The sequence below is a fragment of the Microbacterium oxydans genome (genome assembly GCF_026559675.1).
GTDB classification, from domain to species: domain Bacteria; phylum Actinomycetota; class Actinomycetes; order Actinomycetales; family Microbacteriaceae; genus Microbacterium; species Microbacterium oxydans_D.
On sequence record NZ_CP092891.1, the window covers coordinates 121,197 to 136,847 of the forward strand.

Sequence of the window (15,651 nt, forward strand, 5' to 3'; positions counted from 1 at the left end):
GTCCGGCGCCGCCGTCACAGTGGGGCGGAGGCCTACTCGCCGGGCCGGGAGGCGCCGGGCTGGCGTGGCGCCCGCAGGTTCCGGAGCTTGGCGATCAGCATCGCGGCGCGCGTCAGCTCCACGCCGAGGATCGCCAGGATGACGAGCGCCGCGATCCAGTACAGCTCGGTGACGTTGCCGACCTCGCCGGACTCGGCGTAGCTGGTCGTGGTCGAGGGGGCCTCCGGGAGCGCGGGCGCGGCGTCCGCGGTGCGGTGCTGGTACTCCACGCCGAGCTGCTCCGCGATCGCCTGCAGGTTGGCCTCGTCGATGACGGACAGGGCGTCGGCGCCCTCGTACCGGATGTAGCCGGCCCCGTCCTCGGAGACGCTGCCGGTCGTGATCCGCATCGGTCCGCCCTCGGTGGTGCCGTAGCCGAACACCCCGCCCGCGTCGGTGTACTTCGCGCTCGCGTCGAACGACTCCGGCTCCGTGTCGACCGTCTGCTCGCCGTCACCGAAGTAGAAGACCATGCGTGAGCGGTCGGGGGACGACGAGGCCGCCGAGGCGAGGGTCTCCGACAGCAGCGGAGCCGCGACGCCGATCGAGCTCCCGCGGGACTGGCTCGTGACCTCGGGGCGCAGCACCTCGAGCGAGCCCATCAGTGCGGTGGTGTCGGTGGTGAGGGGCATCCGCAGTTCGGCCGCCGCATCCGAGGTGATGAGGGCGAACCTCGCGCCCGGGTACTCCTCGACCAGCGCCCGCACGTCTTCGCGGATGCCGTCGAGTCGCGGTTCGTCGTCGCCCCAGTCCTCGGCCACGATGCTCGCCGTGGTGTCGACGACGAGCACGATGTCGGTGTCGGTCGCGAGCGTCTGGGTGGCGCCGCCGGGGATGCCGGGACGCAGCAGCAGCACGGCGCACGCGAGCACCAGCACCACGCGCATCGCCCACAGGGCGCGTTGCCCCGCGAGCGCGCGCGGATCGGCGGTGGCGACGCCGGCGGACTTCGGCGGTCGCACCAGCATCCAGACCGCCAGGGCGAGGACGGGGACGCACAGCAGGGCGATCAGCAGGGGGTGGAGGACGGGCTGGAAGATCACAGTCGCACCCTCCAGAGCACCACGACGAGGCCGAGCAGGCCGACCGAGAGCAGAACGATCCAGAGGTTCGGCGTGTCCGTCCAGACCACCTGCGCCTCGCCGCGCAGCTCCGTCGCCTCCTGCTCCTGCACCTGGGCGACGATGTCCGCGACCGTCGTCGTATCGCGAAGACCGAAGGCGGCCCCGCCGGTGGCCTCGGCCGCTGCGGAGAGCTCCGCGCTGACATCGGCGTCCTTGCCCTGCACCGGGTTCAGCGCGAAGACGCGCACGTCCTTCGATGCGGCATAGGCGGCGGCCTCTTCGAGGGTCACGATCGAGGCGCCGTTCACCTCGTTGTCGGTCGCGAAGATCACGGAGCGCGAGCGCTCGTCGTCCGGGCGGTCGAAGCCCATCGTGCAGGCGGCCAGGCCGTCGCCGATCAGGGACGCGCCGTCTCCGTTGAGCGTCCCGACCCAGTGCTCGGGGATCTGGTCGACGTAGTCGAAGCTCTCCGTCATGCTCGCCAGGTGCTCGCGGATGAAGTCGTAGTCGTCGGTCAGCGGGAAGATCTGCACCGGGGAGCTGTTGAAGATCGTCAGTCCGATCCGCTCGCCCTCGAACCCGTCCAGCAGCTCGTCGAACACCGTCAGCACCTCGACGTCGACCTCGGTCATCGACCCCGAGACGTCGAGGCACAGCATGATGTCGCGGCTCGTGTTCACGGGCTGGATGGTCTGCGCCGACATCGGCCGGGCGGCCACCACACCGGCGACGACGGCCGTCAGCGCGCCCAGCGCGAGGATGCCGGAGAGCGCGACGGCTCGACGGGCGAGCGCGCGGCGGAACGTCGGGAGGGCGCGCAGCCGCTCGGCGCGGGCGACCCGGGCCGCGTCGCCGCCGCGGACGCGATCGCCCTTCCGCAGTCCGAGGATGAGGCCGACCGTGAGCGCGATCAGCACCACGGCGACCGCGGCCACCAGCATCCACACGTTCGCTAGTGCCATGTGCGCACCACCGTCCGCGCGGCCTCGGCGCCGGCGACCGGATCGATCGCGGGCCCCTGGCGGAAGATGCTGGGGTAGTAGTGCCGGCCCATCGCGTCGATGAGCGCGGGGTGCACACCCCGGGCCACCAGGTCGTCGAGCGCGAGCACCGGGGCCTCCAGGCCGCTGTACTCGTTCACGAACGTGCGGACCACCCGGCTCAGCTCGAGGTTCGCCTGCCGGGCGGACATCCGGCGTTCGCGGTAGTCGGTCTCGATCTGCTGGATGCGGGCGAGGTACTCGGTGCGCAGCTGCGAGAGCACGTCGATGATCAGCGGAGGGTTCCCCGAGTTGTCGTCGGCGGGCGGGAGGGTGCGGCGCGGACGCGTGAGCACGATGAGCAGCCAGGCACCCAGCACCAGGAGGGCGAGGATGCCGATCGCGAGCAGCATCCATCCCCACCCGTACTGCGCCGGAGGGTAGAGCTCGTCAGAGCCGGGCATTCGACCTCCGATTCAGCAGCTGCAGCAGCTGCGTGACGGCGTCGTCCTGCCCGTCCAGGGCGGAGTGGCTGATCTCCATGCGCGTGAGGATCTCGGCGAGGTGCGCGGCATCCGCCTCGCGCTGTGCGGTCAGCTCCTGCACGATGCCGTGGTCGCCCTGCACGAAGTCCGGCACCTGCCAGCGGCTGTCGACGTCGCTGCGGATGCGGCCGGTGGCGTGGTCGAGCACGGGCTCGGCGTCGCGCAGCGTGAGCCACAGCACGTCGTGCTGCACGCGCAGACGGCGCAGCATCCGCTCGGTCTCGCTCGTGACCGGGGCCTCGTCGGTGATGACCACGACGATCATGCGGCGGGCGATGGTACGGGTGACGAAGGAGAGCAGGGCGTCGCGGTCGCTCGGTGCGGAGCTCTCGTCGATGGCGCGATCGATCGTGCGGAGCGCGTGCTCCAGGGCGCCCTCGCTGCGGCCCGGGGCCAGGCGGCGCACCTTCGCGGCGTCGCCGTAGACCGTGGTGAAGTCGTCGCCGTGGCGCAGCGTCAGCACGCCGAGCACGCCCGTGGCGAGGATCGCCAGCTCCTTCTTCGACTTCTCGTCCGCCGCGAGGGCCGACATGGAGCGGCCGGTGTCGACCACGAACATCACGGTGTGCATGCGGGTCGCGCGGGAGCGCTTCACCAGAGGTGTTCCCAGCCGGGCGGTCGCCCGCCAGTCGATGTCGCGCACCTGATCGCCGTACTCGTACTTGCGCAGGTCCTCGAAGTCGAGGCTCCGACCGCGCAGCAGCGACGCGTAGGCGCCGTCGAGCGCGTGCAGCGACTTGCGCGTCGAGTGGATGAAGAGCTTGCTCTTCACCTGCGTGATCAGGCTGGCCATGGACGGATCAGGGCGTGGGGACCGACGCGAAGATCTGGTCGATGATCTCCTCGCTGCGGATGCCCTCGGCGTCGGCCTCGAACGTGAGCAGCACGCGGTGGCGGAGCACGAGGTGGCGGAGTTCGCGGATGTCTTCGGGCAGCACGTGGGAGCGGCCCTTCAGCAGCGCCAGCGCCCGCGAGGCCTGCAGGAACGCGATGCTCGCCCGGGGGCTCGCGCCGTACTTGATGAACCGGGCGCGCTCCTCGCCGATGTACGGCGCGGGGTTCCGGGTGACGTAGGCGATCGACACGATGTAGTTGCGGATCGCGGGGTCGACGTAGATGCGGCTCGCGACGTCCTGCAGCAGGTGCACGTCGTCGAGGCTGACGGCGCTGGCCACGTGCCGGTCGGGGTCGAGCACGCCGGAGTCGATGCGGCTCAGGACCTCGAGCTCCTCGGCCGGGCTCGGGTACTCCACGATCTCCTTGAGCAGGAAGCGGTCCATCTGCGCCTCGGGCAGCTCGTACGTGCCCTCCTGCTCGATCGGGTTCTGCGTCGCGATCACGAGGAACGGCTTCGGCAGGTGGTGGATCTCGCCGCCGATCGTGGTCTGGTGCTCCTGCATCGCCTCGAGCATCGCGCTCTGCGTCTTCGCGCTGGAGCGGTTGATCTCGTCGAGCAGCACGAAGTTCGCGTGCACCGGGCCGAGCACGGTGCGGAACGAGCCGGTCGCCGTGTCGTAGATCTGGTTGCCGGTGATGTCGCTCGGCAGCAGGTCAGGGGTGCACTGGATGCGCTTGAACTGCGCCTTCACGGTGTCGGCGAGCGTGCTGGCGGCGGTGGTCTTGGCGAGGCCCGGGACGCTCTCCAGCAGGATGTGGCCGCCGGCGATGAGGGACACCAGCAGGCTCGTGCGCAGCCGGTCCTGGCCGACCATCTTCGCCGAGTACGAGGCGGAGATGATCCGCAGCACCTCGGTGGCTCTGGCCATCTCGGCACCGGTCGGCGCGCCGTTCGCGGCGACCGCGGCCGGGGCGGGCGGGGGAGGAGGAGCGGGGGTCGTCCGCTGGTCAGGCGTGGAGTACTCGGTCATCTGGTTGCTCCCTCGTTCCGGGACGCACGTCACGGCCATCCCCCGCGGACCAGCGTAATCGCATCCGCTCCACCCCCTGCTAACGTCGAAGAGCAGCCGCGTTCCGGGCAGGTCGAGCATTCCGCTCCCGCCGGGACAGAACTGTTCCTCGCTCGGATGCGGCCGCGCCCGATACATGACTGAAGAGTATGAGGACAATACGTGACGAGTAGAGAACGAGTAGCGATCATCGGCGCCGGCCCCTCGGGCATGGCGCAGCTGCGGGCCTTCGAATCCGCAGCCCGCGCGGGGGCGGAGATCCCCGAGCTGGTCTGCTTCGAGAAGCAGGCCGACTGGGGCGGCCAGTGGAACTTCACCTGGCGGACCGGACTCGACGAGTTCGGGGAGCCGGTGCACTCCAGCATGTACCGCAACCTGTGGTCGAACGGCCCGAAGGAGGCGTTGGAGTTCGCGGACTACAGCTTCGACGAGCACTTCGGTCGCCCGATCTCCTCCTATCCGCCGCGTCCGGTGCTGTGGGACTACATCGCCGGGCGTGTGGAGAAGACCGACGTCCGCGACCTGATCCGCTTCCAGACCGTGGTGCGCTGGATCGAGTTCGACAGCGAGCGCGAGGTGTTCACGCTCACCAGTGAAGACCTGCCGACCGGGCAGTCGGTCACGGAGGAGTTCGACCGCGTGATCATCGCGAGCGGGCACTTCTCCTTCCCGAACGTGCCCGACTTCGCGGGCATCGAGACGTTCCCCGGCTACATCAGCCACGCGCACGACTTCCGCGGCGCGGAGGCGTTCGAGGACAAGGACGTGCTCGTGATCGGCGCGAGCTACTCCGCGGAGGACATCGGCAGCCAGGCGTTCAAGATGGGCGCCCGCTCGGTGACCGCGAGCTTCCGCTCGGCCCCGATGGGTTACGACTGGCCCGAGGGCATCGAGGAGCGCCCGGTGATCGAGCGCTTCGAGGGCAGCACCGCCTTCTTCGCCGACGGCACCTCGAAGCACATCGACGCGGTCATCCTGTGCACCGGATACCTGCACAAGTACCCGTTCCTCCCCGACGACCTCGCGCTGTCCTCGCCGAACAACGTCTACCCCGACGGCCTGTACCGCGGCGTGGTGTGGCAGGGCAATCCGCGTCTGACCTACCTCGGTGCGCAGGACCAGTGGTTCACCTTCAACATGTTCGACGCGCAGGCCTGGTACGTGCGCGACCTGATCCTCGGCCGCCTCGCGCTGCCCGACGAGCAGGAGCGCGCCGCATCCATCGCCGAGTGGCGCACACGATTCGGGCAGATCGACTCGGCCGCCGCGGAGATCCGCTTCCAGGCCGACTACATCCGCGATCTGCTGGAGCTCACCGACTACCCGGAGTTCGACATCGACCGGGTCGTCGAGATCTTCCTCGCGTGGAAGCGCGACAAGAAGGACGACATCATGGGCTACCGCGACCGCGTGTACGAGTCGGTCATGACGGGCACCATCGCCGTCGTGCACCACACGCCCTGGCTCGAGGAGCTCGACGACTCCCTGGAGCGCTACCTCGACGTGGATCCGGATGCCGTGGAGCCGACCCGGAGCATCGGCGGACTGCCGCACGACGACGACCGCGAGGTCCTCGCCACGGCCTGACCGCCCGGCGGATCGACGACGCCCCTCCACCCTTCCGGGTGCGAGGGGCGTCGTCGTGCGTGGGGTCAGGCGGGGGCGACGGTCTTCGCTCCGCGGGCGCGGCCCACCCAGACGACGCCCGCGGCCACGCCGATGATCGCGATCGCGATACCGACGATGTACCCCGAGACGCCGAGGTAGCCGCCGGGCACCTGGTGCGGGTCGAGGAACGGGTACGGGTACCACCAGGCGTTGCCGGTGAGGGGAGCGGTGATGAGGTTCGCGCGGATCAGCGTGTACCCCGCCCACGCGAGCGGGAAGATCGCGGCGATGAAGATCGTCGACCACGGCAGCGCCCGCCGGCGCGGCGCGAACAGCACGTCGAGGAGCATGGCGAGCGGGAGGATGACGTGCATGCTCTCGTTGGTCCACACCTCCGAGACGCCGTCGAGGGGGATGTTGCGCAGCAGCAGGTTGTACACGATGCCGGTGACGATCATGTAGGTGCTCACGCACGCGAACAGCGTGGCCAGCCAGCGCGGCTCCGGATCGTTCCGTCCGCGGGTGCGCAGCATCCACACCGCGCCGATCACGAACGTCACGACGGCACCGATGTTCGAGAGCACGGTGAAGTAGCTGAAGAAGTTCGTCACGACCGTGGGGAGGTGACTTCCCCACTCCGTCGTGGACGCCTGAGCGTTGCCGACGCTCTGCGCCAGCTGGCGGATCAGTGCCGCCGTGCCGAGAAGGGCTGCGGCGATGCGCAGATAGGGACACCAGGTCGTCATTTCGCCTCCGTCGGCAACTGTAGTGGCAGGTTTCGATAGACCGCGGCACCGATATATCGATATCGTCGGACCGTTCACGCAGAACGCGCATGGCGGAGGGGCATATGAGCGAAGGCGGAAGCAGCACGATCGACGCGACCGGAGCGAAGAAGCGACGGTTCCGTCGCGCCGGTCTCAGCATCCAGTCCAAACTCCTCATCATGCTGCTGGGGGTGAGCCTCGTCTCCTCGGTCATCGTCGGTGCGATCGGATTCGTGAACGGGCGGCAGTCGCTGCACGAATCCGCGGTCGACCAGCTGACCACCATCCGCTCGATGCGTGCGGCGGAGATCACGACCTTCATCGAGAGTGTGCGGCGAGATGCCTCTCTGAACAGCCGCAACCTCAGCGCGCAGAGCATGTCGACGGCGATCAACGGCGGATTCGCCGAGCTGTCCGACGTCGAGGTCGACGAGGCGCAGCGGACCGAGCTCGAGGCGTACTACGCCGACACGTTCATCCCCGAGCTCGAGTCGCGTTCGGGCGAGGAGTACGGCGACACGGCCTTCATCCCCGACTCCGCGGCCGGGCAGTACGTGCAGCTCCAGTACGCGCTGGGCAACAAGGACTTCGACGCCGATTACGACGCCCAGCTGCTGCTCAACGACAGCGGCGACGGCACCAGCTACTCGACGGCGACGGAACGCTACGGCGACTACTTCACCCGCTTGATCCAACAGGCCGGCTATGAGGATGCCCTGCTGCTCAACCTCGACGGCGACGTCACCTTCTCCGCTTACAAGGGCGTCGAGCTGGGAACGAACCTCCTCACCGGGCCGTACCGGGACTCCGCGCTGTCGAAGGCGTATGCCGAGGCGATCGCCACGAACTCGGTGAACAGCGTCGTGCTCACCGACTTCGATCGCTGGATCCCCTCGCTGAACGTCCCGACGATGTGGGTCGTCTCCCCTGTCGGCAACGACAGCGGCATCACGGGGGCGATGGCGTTCCAGATCTCGGTCGACACGATCAACGGCGTGATGACCGGTGACGAGCAGTGGAAGGCGCAGGGGCTCGGCGACACCGGCGAGGTCTACCTGGTCGGACGCGACGACCTCATGCGCTCCACGGCGCGCCGGCTCGTGGAAGATCCTGCCGACTACATCAAGCGACTCATCAGCGGAGGCATGGCGCCGACCGTCGTCGAGCGGATCAAGCAGGTCGAGGGCACCGTCCTGCTGCAGCCCGTCGACACGAAGGCCGTGCAGGAGGCGCAGGCGGGACGCACCGGCACCGTCGTGGGGCGCGACTTCATCGGCGGGGAGAGCGTCACGACCTACGCACCCCTCGACATCGAGGGTCTCGACTGGGTCGTGATCGCCCGCATCGACACGGCCGAGGCATTCGAGCCCGTGAACGTCTTCACCCGCAACGTGCTGCTCTCGCTGCTCGGCATCCTCCTCGGGGTCTCGCTGCTGTCGCTGCTGCTCGCCCAGGTGTTCACCCGTCCGATCCATCGCCTCGTGGGCGCCGTGCACCGCGTGGCGGAGGGTGACCTCGACGTGCAGGTGCCGCAGGGCTCGCGGGACGAGTTCGGCGATCTCGGCAGCGCGTTCAACGACATGGCGTCGAGCCTGCGGATCAAGCAGGACCTGATCGAGGAGCAGCAGAAGGAGAACGAGAAGCTGCTGCACACGCTCATGCCCGAGAGCGTCGCGACCAAGTACAAGCAGGGCGAGGAGGCGATCACCGAGGCGCACGAGAACGTGTCGGTCGTGTTCGCCGAGCTCGTCGGCTTCGACGACCTCGCCCGCGGCATGAGCGCGGAGGAGGAGATCGGGCTGCTGAACACCCTGATGCGCGGCTTCGACGAGGCGGCGGAGAAGGCCGGTGTCGAGAAGGTGCGCACCCTGCGCGGCGGCTACCTCGCCTCCTCGGGACTCATCGTGCCGCGGGTCGACAACATCCGGCGCACGGTCGACTTCGCGCGCAGCCTGGTCGGCGTGCTGGAGCGATTCAACGCGCAGAACGGCACCCAGATCGGACTGCGGGCCGGTGTCGACACCGGCACGGTCACGAGCGGTCTCGTCGCGCGGACCAGCCTCGCGTACGACCTCTGGGGCGACGCCGTGAACCTCGCCTACCGGGTGCGCTCGGTCACGGGCGAGCCCGGCATCTACGTGAGCCAGACCGTCCGCGACCGCACGCAGGAGATCGTCACCTACGTCGAGGCCGGGACGGTGGAGACGCAGGGCAGGACCGAGACCGTGTGGAAGGTGGTCTGATCATGGGCGACGTGTTCACGGACGGCTGGGGCTGGTGGCTCATCGGTCTCGCGGTCGGTGTGCCCGTGGTCCTCGTCGTCCTCACCGAGCTCATCGGCACGCTGACGCGACGGAACAACCCGGTCGCGAAGCCGCTGCGGATGCTGCGCAACTGGGTCATCCCGGTGGGTGCGCTGTTCGCGCTGCTGGTGTTCGCGATCCAGTCGCCCGCCGATCAGGTGTGGACGCGCGTCGTGGCGACCGTGTTCGGCTTCCTCGTGATCCTGCTCGTGCTGTCGGCGTTCAATGTCGCGCTGTTCGCCAACGCGAAGCCGGGTTCGTGGCGCGAGCGCATCCCCTCGATCTTCGTGGAGATCGGCCGCCTCGTCCTGGTGGGCGTCGGCCTCGCGCTGCTGTTCTCCTGGGTGTGGGATGCCGATGTCGGCGGACTCTTCACGGCACTCGGCGTCGGATCGATCGTGATCGGCCTCGCCCTGCAGAACGCGGTGGGCGGGGTCATCTCCGGTCTCCTGCTGCTGTTCGAGCAGCCCTTCAAGATCGGCGACTGGCTCGACACCGGCGGGGTGAAGGGCCGGGTCGTCGAGGTGAACTGGCGGGCTGTGCACATCGACACCGGTTCGGGCATCCAGATCGTGCCGAACTCCACGCTCTCCGGGGCCTCGTTCACGAACATGAGCGAGCCCGAAGGGCCCTACTACTCCGAGACGGCCGTGAAGTTCTCGACGGATGACCCGCCGCACGAGGTGATCGCGCTCCTGGTCGAGGTGGCCGACTCCCTGCCGATGCGGCTGCAGCGTGAGCGCGCGACGGTCGACTACTCCGGCGCCGGGGCGTACTCGGTGTCGATCCCGGTGGCCGGCCCGGCGGATGCCTCCCGCGCCCTTTCCATGTACCTGTCCTGGCTCTGGTACGCGTCGCGGCGCCGTGGGTTCGCACTCGACGGCGACTCCACCGATCCGCTCGCCGAGCCGCAGCGGCTGGTCGAGGCCATCCAGGAGATCGCCCCCACGCTGCACCTGCGCGACGGCGACTTCGACGAGGTGCTCGCCGCGGCGAGGCTGGAGCGCTACGGCGTCGGCGAGATCGTGATGCCCAGCGGCGTCGTCCCCGACGAGGTCCGGGTCGTGCTGTCCGGCCGGGCGGTGCTGGCGCTCGAGGTCGACGACGGGCGCGTCGAGTTCGCCCACGCCGAGAAGGGCGACCTGATCGGGCAGACCGCTCTCACCCGCGAGCGCACGCAGGCCGTGACCGTCGCCGGCGAGATCCTCACCGTGGTCGTGCTGCCCCTCGACACGATCGACGCCCTGATCCGCACCCGCCCGCGTCTGGCGGTCGAGATCGGCGAATCGCTCGAGCTGAAGCGGAGCCTCGCCGCGACCCGGCTGGCCGACCTCGGCCTCGCCCGGGGGATCATCACCGGACGCTGAACGACCCGCGTCTCAGGTCCGTCGGCGCCACCGCAGGCGGGTGATGAGCACGCCGAGCAGGCAGAGCGCTCCGCCGAAAAACATCAGCGGCGTCGGCACCTCGCCGAGGATCGCCCACGACATGAGGATCGCGATCGCCGGCACGACGTAGGTGGTCGCCGAGGTCTGCCCGGCGGTGCTGCGCTGGAGCACATAGGCCCAGGTGGTGAAGGCGATCGCGGTCGGGAAGATGCCGAGGTAGACGACCCACAGCGTCGCATCCAGCGGTGCCGTCTGGAGCGACCCGATGAGGGTGCCGATCCAGGGCAGCAGCGCGATCGTGCCGACGCCCGCGCCCAGCCAGGTCAGGGTGGTGGGGTCGACACCCGAGGTGAGCAGGCGCTTCTGCACGAGCGTGCACCCGGCGTACATGACCGCGGCGAGGAGCGCGAGCAGCAGGCCCGTGATGTCGGGGCCCGCGCTGGTCGACGAGTTCATGCCGATCAGCACGACGCCGAGGAACGCGATCGGGGCCCCGATGACGAGCGGCTTGGGGAACCCCTCGCGCAGGAACAGTCCGCTGAAGACGACGACCATGAGCGGAGCGAGATTCACGACCATCGCCGCGGTGCCGGCGTCGAGCGTCAGCTCCGCGCTGTTGAGGGCCAGGTTGTAGACGCAGAACCAGCCGATGCCCCACACCGCGATGAGCAGCCAGTGGCGGCGCTCGGGCAGACGGATGCCGTGCCGCACGGCGATGATCGTCAGCACGGCGGTGCCGACCGCCATCCGCAGCAGCGCCATCGCGCCGGGGTCGAAGTGCGGACCGGCGCCGCGGATGCCGATGAACGCGGATGCCCACAGCACCACCGTCACCAGGGCGGCGAGGAGCACGAGCGCACCCTGTTTCTTCGGTGCGTCGGTGCTGGTGGATTCGGTGGTGCTCGTGCGGATCCCGGGATCGCCGGATGCGGCTTCTGCCATCCTTCGATCCTCCCAGGGGCGTCCGACATCGGTCGACCCCGCGAACCGCCATCCGCCATCGCTTTCCCGCCGACCGCGGGCCGTCGGCCGAAAGGGCCCCGAGCCCCCTTCGCTAAGATGGAGTCGCCCGAAGAGGGCCAGCTCATCGGCCGGTGCAAACCCGGCGAAAGCAGGGGGGACACCCATGCCAGGAATCGTTATCGTCGGCGTGCAGTGGGGCGACGAAGGAAAGGGCAAGGCCACCGATCTTCTCGGTGAGCGCACCGACTGGGTGGTGAAGTTCAACGGCGGCAACAACGCCGGGCACACCGTCGTGGTGGGCGACGAGAAGTACGCGCTGCACCTGCTGCCCTCCGGCATCCTCTCTCCCGGGGTCAACCCGGTCATCGGCAACGGCGTCGTCATCGACCTCGAGGTGCTGTTCTCCGAGCTGGAGGCCCTGTCCGCCCGCGGCATCGACGTGTCGCGGCTCAAGGTCAGCGCCAACGCGCACATCATCACGCAGTACCACCGCACGCTCGACAAGGTCACCGAGCGCTTCCTCGGCAAGCGCAACATCGGCACCACGGGCCGCGGCATCGGCCCGGCGTACGCCGACAAGATCAACCGCGTCGGCATCCGTGTGCAGGACCTGTTCGACGAGAACATCCTGCGTCAGAAGGTCGAGGGTGCGCTCGATCAGAAGAACCACCTGCTGGTGAAGGTGTTCAACCGCCGCGCGGTGACCTGCGACGAGATCGTCGAAGACCTCCTGTCGTACGCCGAGCGCCTGCGGCCGATGGTCGCCGACACCGGCTACCTGATCGCCGAGGCCCTGGACCGCGGCGAGGTCGTCGTGTTCGAGGGCGGCCAGGCGACCATGCTCGACATCGATCACGGCACCTACCCGTTCGTGACCTCGTCGTCCGCCACCGCGGGCGGAGCCTCGACCGGTGCCGGCGTCGGCCCCGGTGCGCTCGACCGCATCGTCGGCATCGTCAAGGCGTACACGACCCGCGTCGGCTCGGGTCCGTTCCCGACCGAGCTCTTCGACGAGCAGGGTGAGTGGCTGCGCAAGCAGGGCTTCGAGTTCGGCACCACCACCGGCCGTCCGCGCCGGGTGGGCTGGTACGACGCCCCGATCACGCGCTACGCGACGCGCATCAACGGCATCACGGACCTGGTGCTCACCAAGCTCGACATCCTCACCGGACTCGAGCAGATCCCCGTGTGCGTCGCCTACGACGTCGACGGCGAGCGCTTCGACGAGGTGCCGGTGAACCAGACCGACTTCCACCACGCGAAGCCGATCCTGGAGTACTTCCCCGGCTGGAACGAGGACATCTCGGTCGCGCGCACCTTCGAGGACCTGCCGCAGAACGCGCAGGACTACGTGCTCGCGCTCGAGAAGATGAGCAACACCCGCATCTCGGTGATCGGCGTCGGCCCCGAGCGCGACCAGGTCATCGTCCGCCACGATCTGCTCGACTGATCCGGCCCGCCATGACGCGATTCTGGCTCGGCGGCTACGGTGCCGCGATGGATGGTTCGGCCGACGGCGTCGGCCTGCTCGCGGGTGACGAGGGTCGTGAGGCCAGCACGCTCGCCTACCGCGGCGCGGTCGTGCAGACGCCGTCGCCGTCGTGGTTGGCGCAGCATCCGTCCCTCGACGTCGTCTACGCGGCGCTCGAGGGCGACGCGGCCGTGCAGGCCTTCGCGCGCACGGGGGAGTCCGCCCTCACCCCGCTGGGTCCGCCCGCCGCGGTGGGCCAGTACGTCTGCCATGTCGCCGTCGCGCCGAACGGCTCGTCCCTGGTCGCCAGCTGCTACGGCGACGGACGTGTGGTGCGCTTCGGCCTCGACGCGGACGGCCGTATCGTGCCCGCGAAGCCGGATGCCGCGGCCGCACTCCGCGCGGCGCTGTTCGGCGACGACGTGGATCCGGATGCTCCGGCCGCGACTCCTCCCGGAGACGGCGTCGCCGCGGTCGATCCGTACGCGGTCGGCGGGGAGCGCACCTCGCACGCGCACGCCGCCGCCTACCTGCCGGACGGCCGTGTCGCGACCACCGACCTCGGCTTCGACCTGGTGCGGATCTGGCGTCAGAGCGGCAGCGGGCTCGTCCTCGACCACGAGGTCGTGCTCCCGCTCGGCACAGGCCCGCGGCACATGGTCCTCCACCCCAGCGGGCACCTGCACATCGTCACCGAGTACTCGTGCGAGGTGTTCACGCTGGCAGCCGCGCCGGACGGCACCTGGAGCGTCGTGTCGTCGACCCTGTCGAGCCCGATCGCCCAGGTCGGCACCGATTTCCCGGCCGAGCTCGCCCGCTCGCGCGACGGACAGTTCCTCTACACGGCCCTGCGCGGCAGCAACACGATCGCGGCGCTGCGCGTGCGCGGCGGAGGCGAAGCGCTGGAGTCCGTGGCGCTCGCCGATTCGGGCGTCGACTGGCCGCGGCACCACCTGGTGCACGAGGGCAAGATGCTCGTCGCCGGACAGCGCTCCGACACCATCACGCTGCTCGACCTCGACGAGCGTACGGGCGCGCCGCTCGGCATCCGCCACGAGGCGCAGGTGCCCACGCCGACGCACTTCCTCCCCGTCCGCTGACGGCGGTCGGGCGGCGCGGCGGAGGCAGCCCTCCATTCAGAGCGGTGACTCCGCGCCATCCGCTTGACCTCAACCTCACTTGAGGTTCTAGCGTCGTCTCCATGACCTCGGAGACCGGACAGGTGTCGACCCCGGATGCGGCCGCACCGCGCATCGTGAGCAGTGAGTACCTCTGGATCACGATCGGCGCGTGCGCGCTTGTGTTCCTGGGGGCGTTCGAGTCCCTGGCGGTGACGACCGTGATGCCGACGGTGAGCGCCGACCTCGGGGGCGACCGGTTGTACGCGCTCGCGTTCGCCGGGCCGCTGGCCACCGGGGTCATCGGCATGGTGATCGCGGGGAACTGGGCCGACCGGCGCGGTCCCGTCGCCCCGCTGTACACGGCTGTCGCGATGTTCATCGTGGGGCTGCTGATCGCGGGTCTCGCGCCGAACATGGAGGTGCTCGTCGCCGGGCGCTTCGCCCAGGGGCTCGGCAGCGGTGGGCTGATGGTGGCGCTCTACGTGGTGGTCGCCCGCGTCTACCCGCAGGCGCTCCATCCGGCGATCTTCGCGGGGTTCGCGGCCGCCTGGGTCATCCCCTCGCTCATCGGTCCGACGGTCGCGGGGCTCGTGACCGAGCTCTGGAGCTGGCACTGGGTCTTCCTCGGCGTCGTGATCCTGGTGCTCGTCGCGCTGCTGATGGTGATCCCCGCGCTCCGCGGTCTCGCGAACGAGGGGGATCCCGCCACCCCGTGGGCGTTCGGGCGCCTCGGCTGGTCGGTGCTCGCCGCCGTCGCCGTGCTCGCGCTGAACCTCGTCGGCGACATCCCCGGTGTCGGACCCGTGCTCGCCACCGTCGCCGTGGTGGTCGCGCTGATCGCCGTGCGGCCGCTGGTGCCCCGGGGCACCCTTCGCGCGCGACGGGGTCTGCCCTCCGTGATCCTCGTCCGCGGCGTCGCGGCGGCAGGGTTCTTCGGGGCGCAGGTCTACCTGCCCTATCTCCTCACCGATCGCTACGAGCTCACGCCGACGCTCGCAGGCCTCGCCCTCACCGGGGGTGCCCTCGCCTGGTCCGCGGCTGCGACGGTGCAGGGACGGATGGGCGCTCGTCTCTCCAGCGTGGCCGCGGTGCGTCTCGGCACGGTCCTCGTACTGCTCGGGATCCTGCTGACTCTCGCGACCGCCGGCTTCGGCTGGGACGCTCTGGTCGTGGCCGTCGCCTGGGCGATCTCCGGGATGGGGATGGGACTGATGAGCCCGCGCACCAGCGCCCTCACGCTCGCGATGTCCACGCCGGAGACCCAGGGGTTCAACAGCGGCGCCATGACCGTCGCCGACTCGTTCGGGAGCGCCCTCGCGCTCGCCGTCACCGGAACGCTGTTCACCGCGCTGGCCGCTGCCGATCCGTTCCTCGGGGTGTTCGCGCTCGCCGCAGTGGTCGCCTTCGCCGCGGCGGTCCTCGCTCCACGGATCCGCGTCGCCTCCGACGCGACGGACGCCGCGGCCGAGGAGCACTGAGCGTCGCGCGCTGATTT

13 protein-coding genes are annotated in these 15,651 nt (G+C 69.7%); 6 read left to right on the forward strand and 7 right to left on the reverse strand.

Going from position 1 to position 15,651, the window contains the following annotated elements:
• Window positions 1–32 precede the first annotated feature (32 nt).
• Genes MME74_RS00615 through MME74_RS00635 form a run of 5 tightly spaced genes read right to left on the reverse strand, consistent with a single transcriptional unit; the run spans window position 33 to window position 4,496 of the window.
• Entirely contained in the window at window positions 33–1,082 is a 1,050-nt protein-coding gene (locus MME74_RS00615; RefSeq protein ID WP_267416698.1) for a vWA domain-containing protein, read from the reverse strand.
• Window positions 1,079–2,065: a VWA domain-containing protein gene (locus MME74_RS00620; RefSeq protein ID WP_267416700.1), complete on the reverse strand. Its 987-nt coding sequence runs from the start codon at window positions 2,063–2,065 to the stop codon at window positions 1,079–1,081. The genes MME74_RS00615 and MME74_RS00620 overlap by 4 nt, the downstream gene beginning before the upstream one ends.
• Window positions 2,056–2,547 (reverse strand): hypothetical protein, encoded by a 492-nt coding sequence (locus MME74_RS00625; protein WP_267416701.1) that lies wholly within the window; start codon window positions 2,545–2,547, stop codon window positions 2,056–2,058. Before MME74_RS00625 ends, MME74_RS00620 begins: the two co-directional genes overlap by 10 nt.
• A complete protein-coding gene (locus tag MME74_RS00630; protein WP_267416702.1) occupies window positions 2,534–3,421 on the reverse strand; it encodes a DUF58 domain-containing protein in 888 nt (295 codons plus the stop codon). The genes MME74_RS00625 and MME74_RS00630 overlap by 14 nt, the downstream gene beginning before the upstream one ends.
• 7 nt (window positions 3,422–3,428) lie before the next feature.
• The gene (locus MME74_RS00635) at window positions 3,429–4,496 is read right to left on the reverse strand and encodes an AAA family ATPase (protein WP_416383328.1); all 1,068 of its coding nucleotides are present in this window, start codon (window positions 4,494–4,496) and stop codon (window positions 3,429–3,431) included.
• Between the two features lie 201 nt (window positions 4,497–4,697).
• Here MME74_RS00635 and MME74_RS00640 point away from each other — a divergent pair, with 201 nt between their 5' ends.
• Complete coding sequence (locus MME74_RS00640) at window positions 4,698–6,122, forward strand: NAD(P)-binding domain-containing protein (protein ID WP_267416703.1); 1,425 nt, start codon at window positions 4,698–4,700, stop codon at window positions 6,120–6,122.
• Window positions 6,123–6,187: 65 nt separating this feature from the next.
• On the opposite strand, the gene MME74_RS00645 is transcribed toward MME74_RS00640, so the two are convergent.
• Window positions 6,188–6,889: a Pr6Pr family membrane protein gene (locus tag MME74_RS00645; RefSeq protein ID WP_267416705.1), complete on the reverse strand. Its 702-nt coding sequence runs from the start codon at window positions 6,887–6,889 to the stop codon at window positions 6,188–6,190.
• A gap of 104 nt (window positions 6,890–6,993) precedes the next feature.
• On the opposite strand from MME74_RS00645, the gene MME74_RS00650 reads away from it, so the two are divergent.
• Window positions 6,994–9,153 carry an adenylate/guanylate cyclase domain-containing protein gene (locus MME74_RS00650; RefSeq protein WP_267416706.1) on the forward strand — a complete coding sequence of 720 codons (2,160 nt, stop codon included), beginning with the start codon at window positions 6,994–6,996 and terminating at the stop codon, window positions 9,151–9,153.
• A 2-nt stretch (window positions 9,154–9,155) separates the two neighbouring features.
• Window positions 9,156–10,580 carry a mechanosensitive ion channel family protein gene (locus MME74_RS00655; RefSeq protein ID WP_267416707.1) on the forward strand — a complete coding sequence of 475 codons (1,425 nt, stop codon included), beginning with the start codon at window positions 9,156–9,158 and terminating at the stop codon, window positions 10,578–10,580.
• A 12-nt stretch (window positions 10,581–10,592) separates the two neighbouring features.
• Here MME74_RS00655 and MME74_RS00660 read toward each other — a convergent pair whose 3' ends face one another.
• Window positions 10,593–11,543, reverse strand: a complete 951-nt coding sequence (locus tag MME74_RS00660) for a DMT family transporter (RefSeq protein ID WP_267416709.1) — start codon at window positions 11,541–11,543, stop codon at window positions 10,593–10,595.
• Between the two features lie 184 nt (window positions 11,544–11,727).
• Between MME74_RS00660 and MME74_RS00665 the strand changes: the two genes are divergently transcribed.
• From MME74_RS00665 to MME74_RS00675, 3 genes are all read left to right on the forward strand, one after another.
• Window positions 11,728–13,014 carry an adenylosuccinate synthase gene (locus MME74_RS00665; protein ID WP_267416710.1) on the forward strand — a complete coding sequence of 429 codons (1,287 nt, stop codon included), beginning with the start codon at window positions 11,728–11,730 and terminating at the stop codon, window positions 13,012–13,014.
• A gap of 11 nt (window positions 13,015–13,025) precedes the next feature.
• Window positions 13,026–14,135 carry a lactonase family protein gene (locus tag MME74_RS00670; protein WP_267416711.1) on the forward strand — a complete coding sequence of 370 codons (1,110 nt, stop codon included), beginning with the start codon at window positions 13,026–13,028 and terminating at the stop codon, window positions 14,133–14,135.
• A 101-nt stretch (window positions 14,136–14,236) separates the two neighbouring features.
• Window positions 14,237–15,634 (forward strand): MFS transporter, encoded by a 1,398-nt coding sequence (locus MME74_RS00675; RefSeq protein WP_267416712.1) that lies wholly within the window; start codon window positions 14,237–14,239, stop codon window positions 15,632–15,634.
• Window positions 15,635–15,651 lie beyond the last annotated feature (17 nt).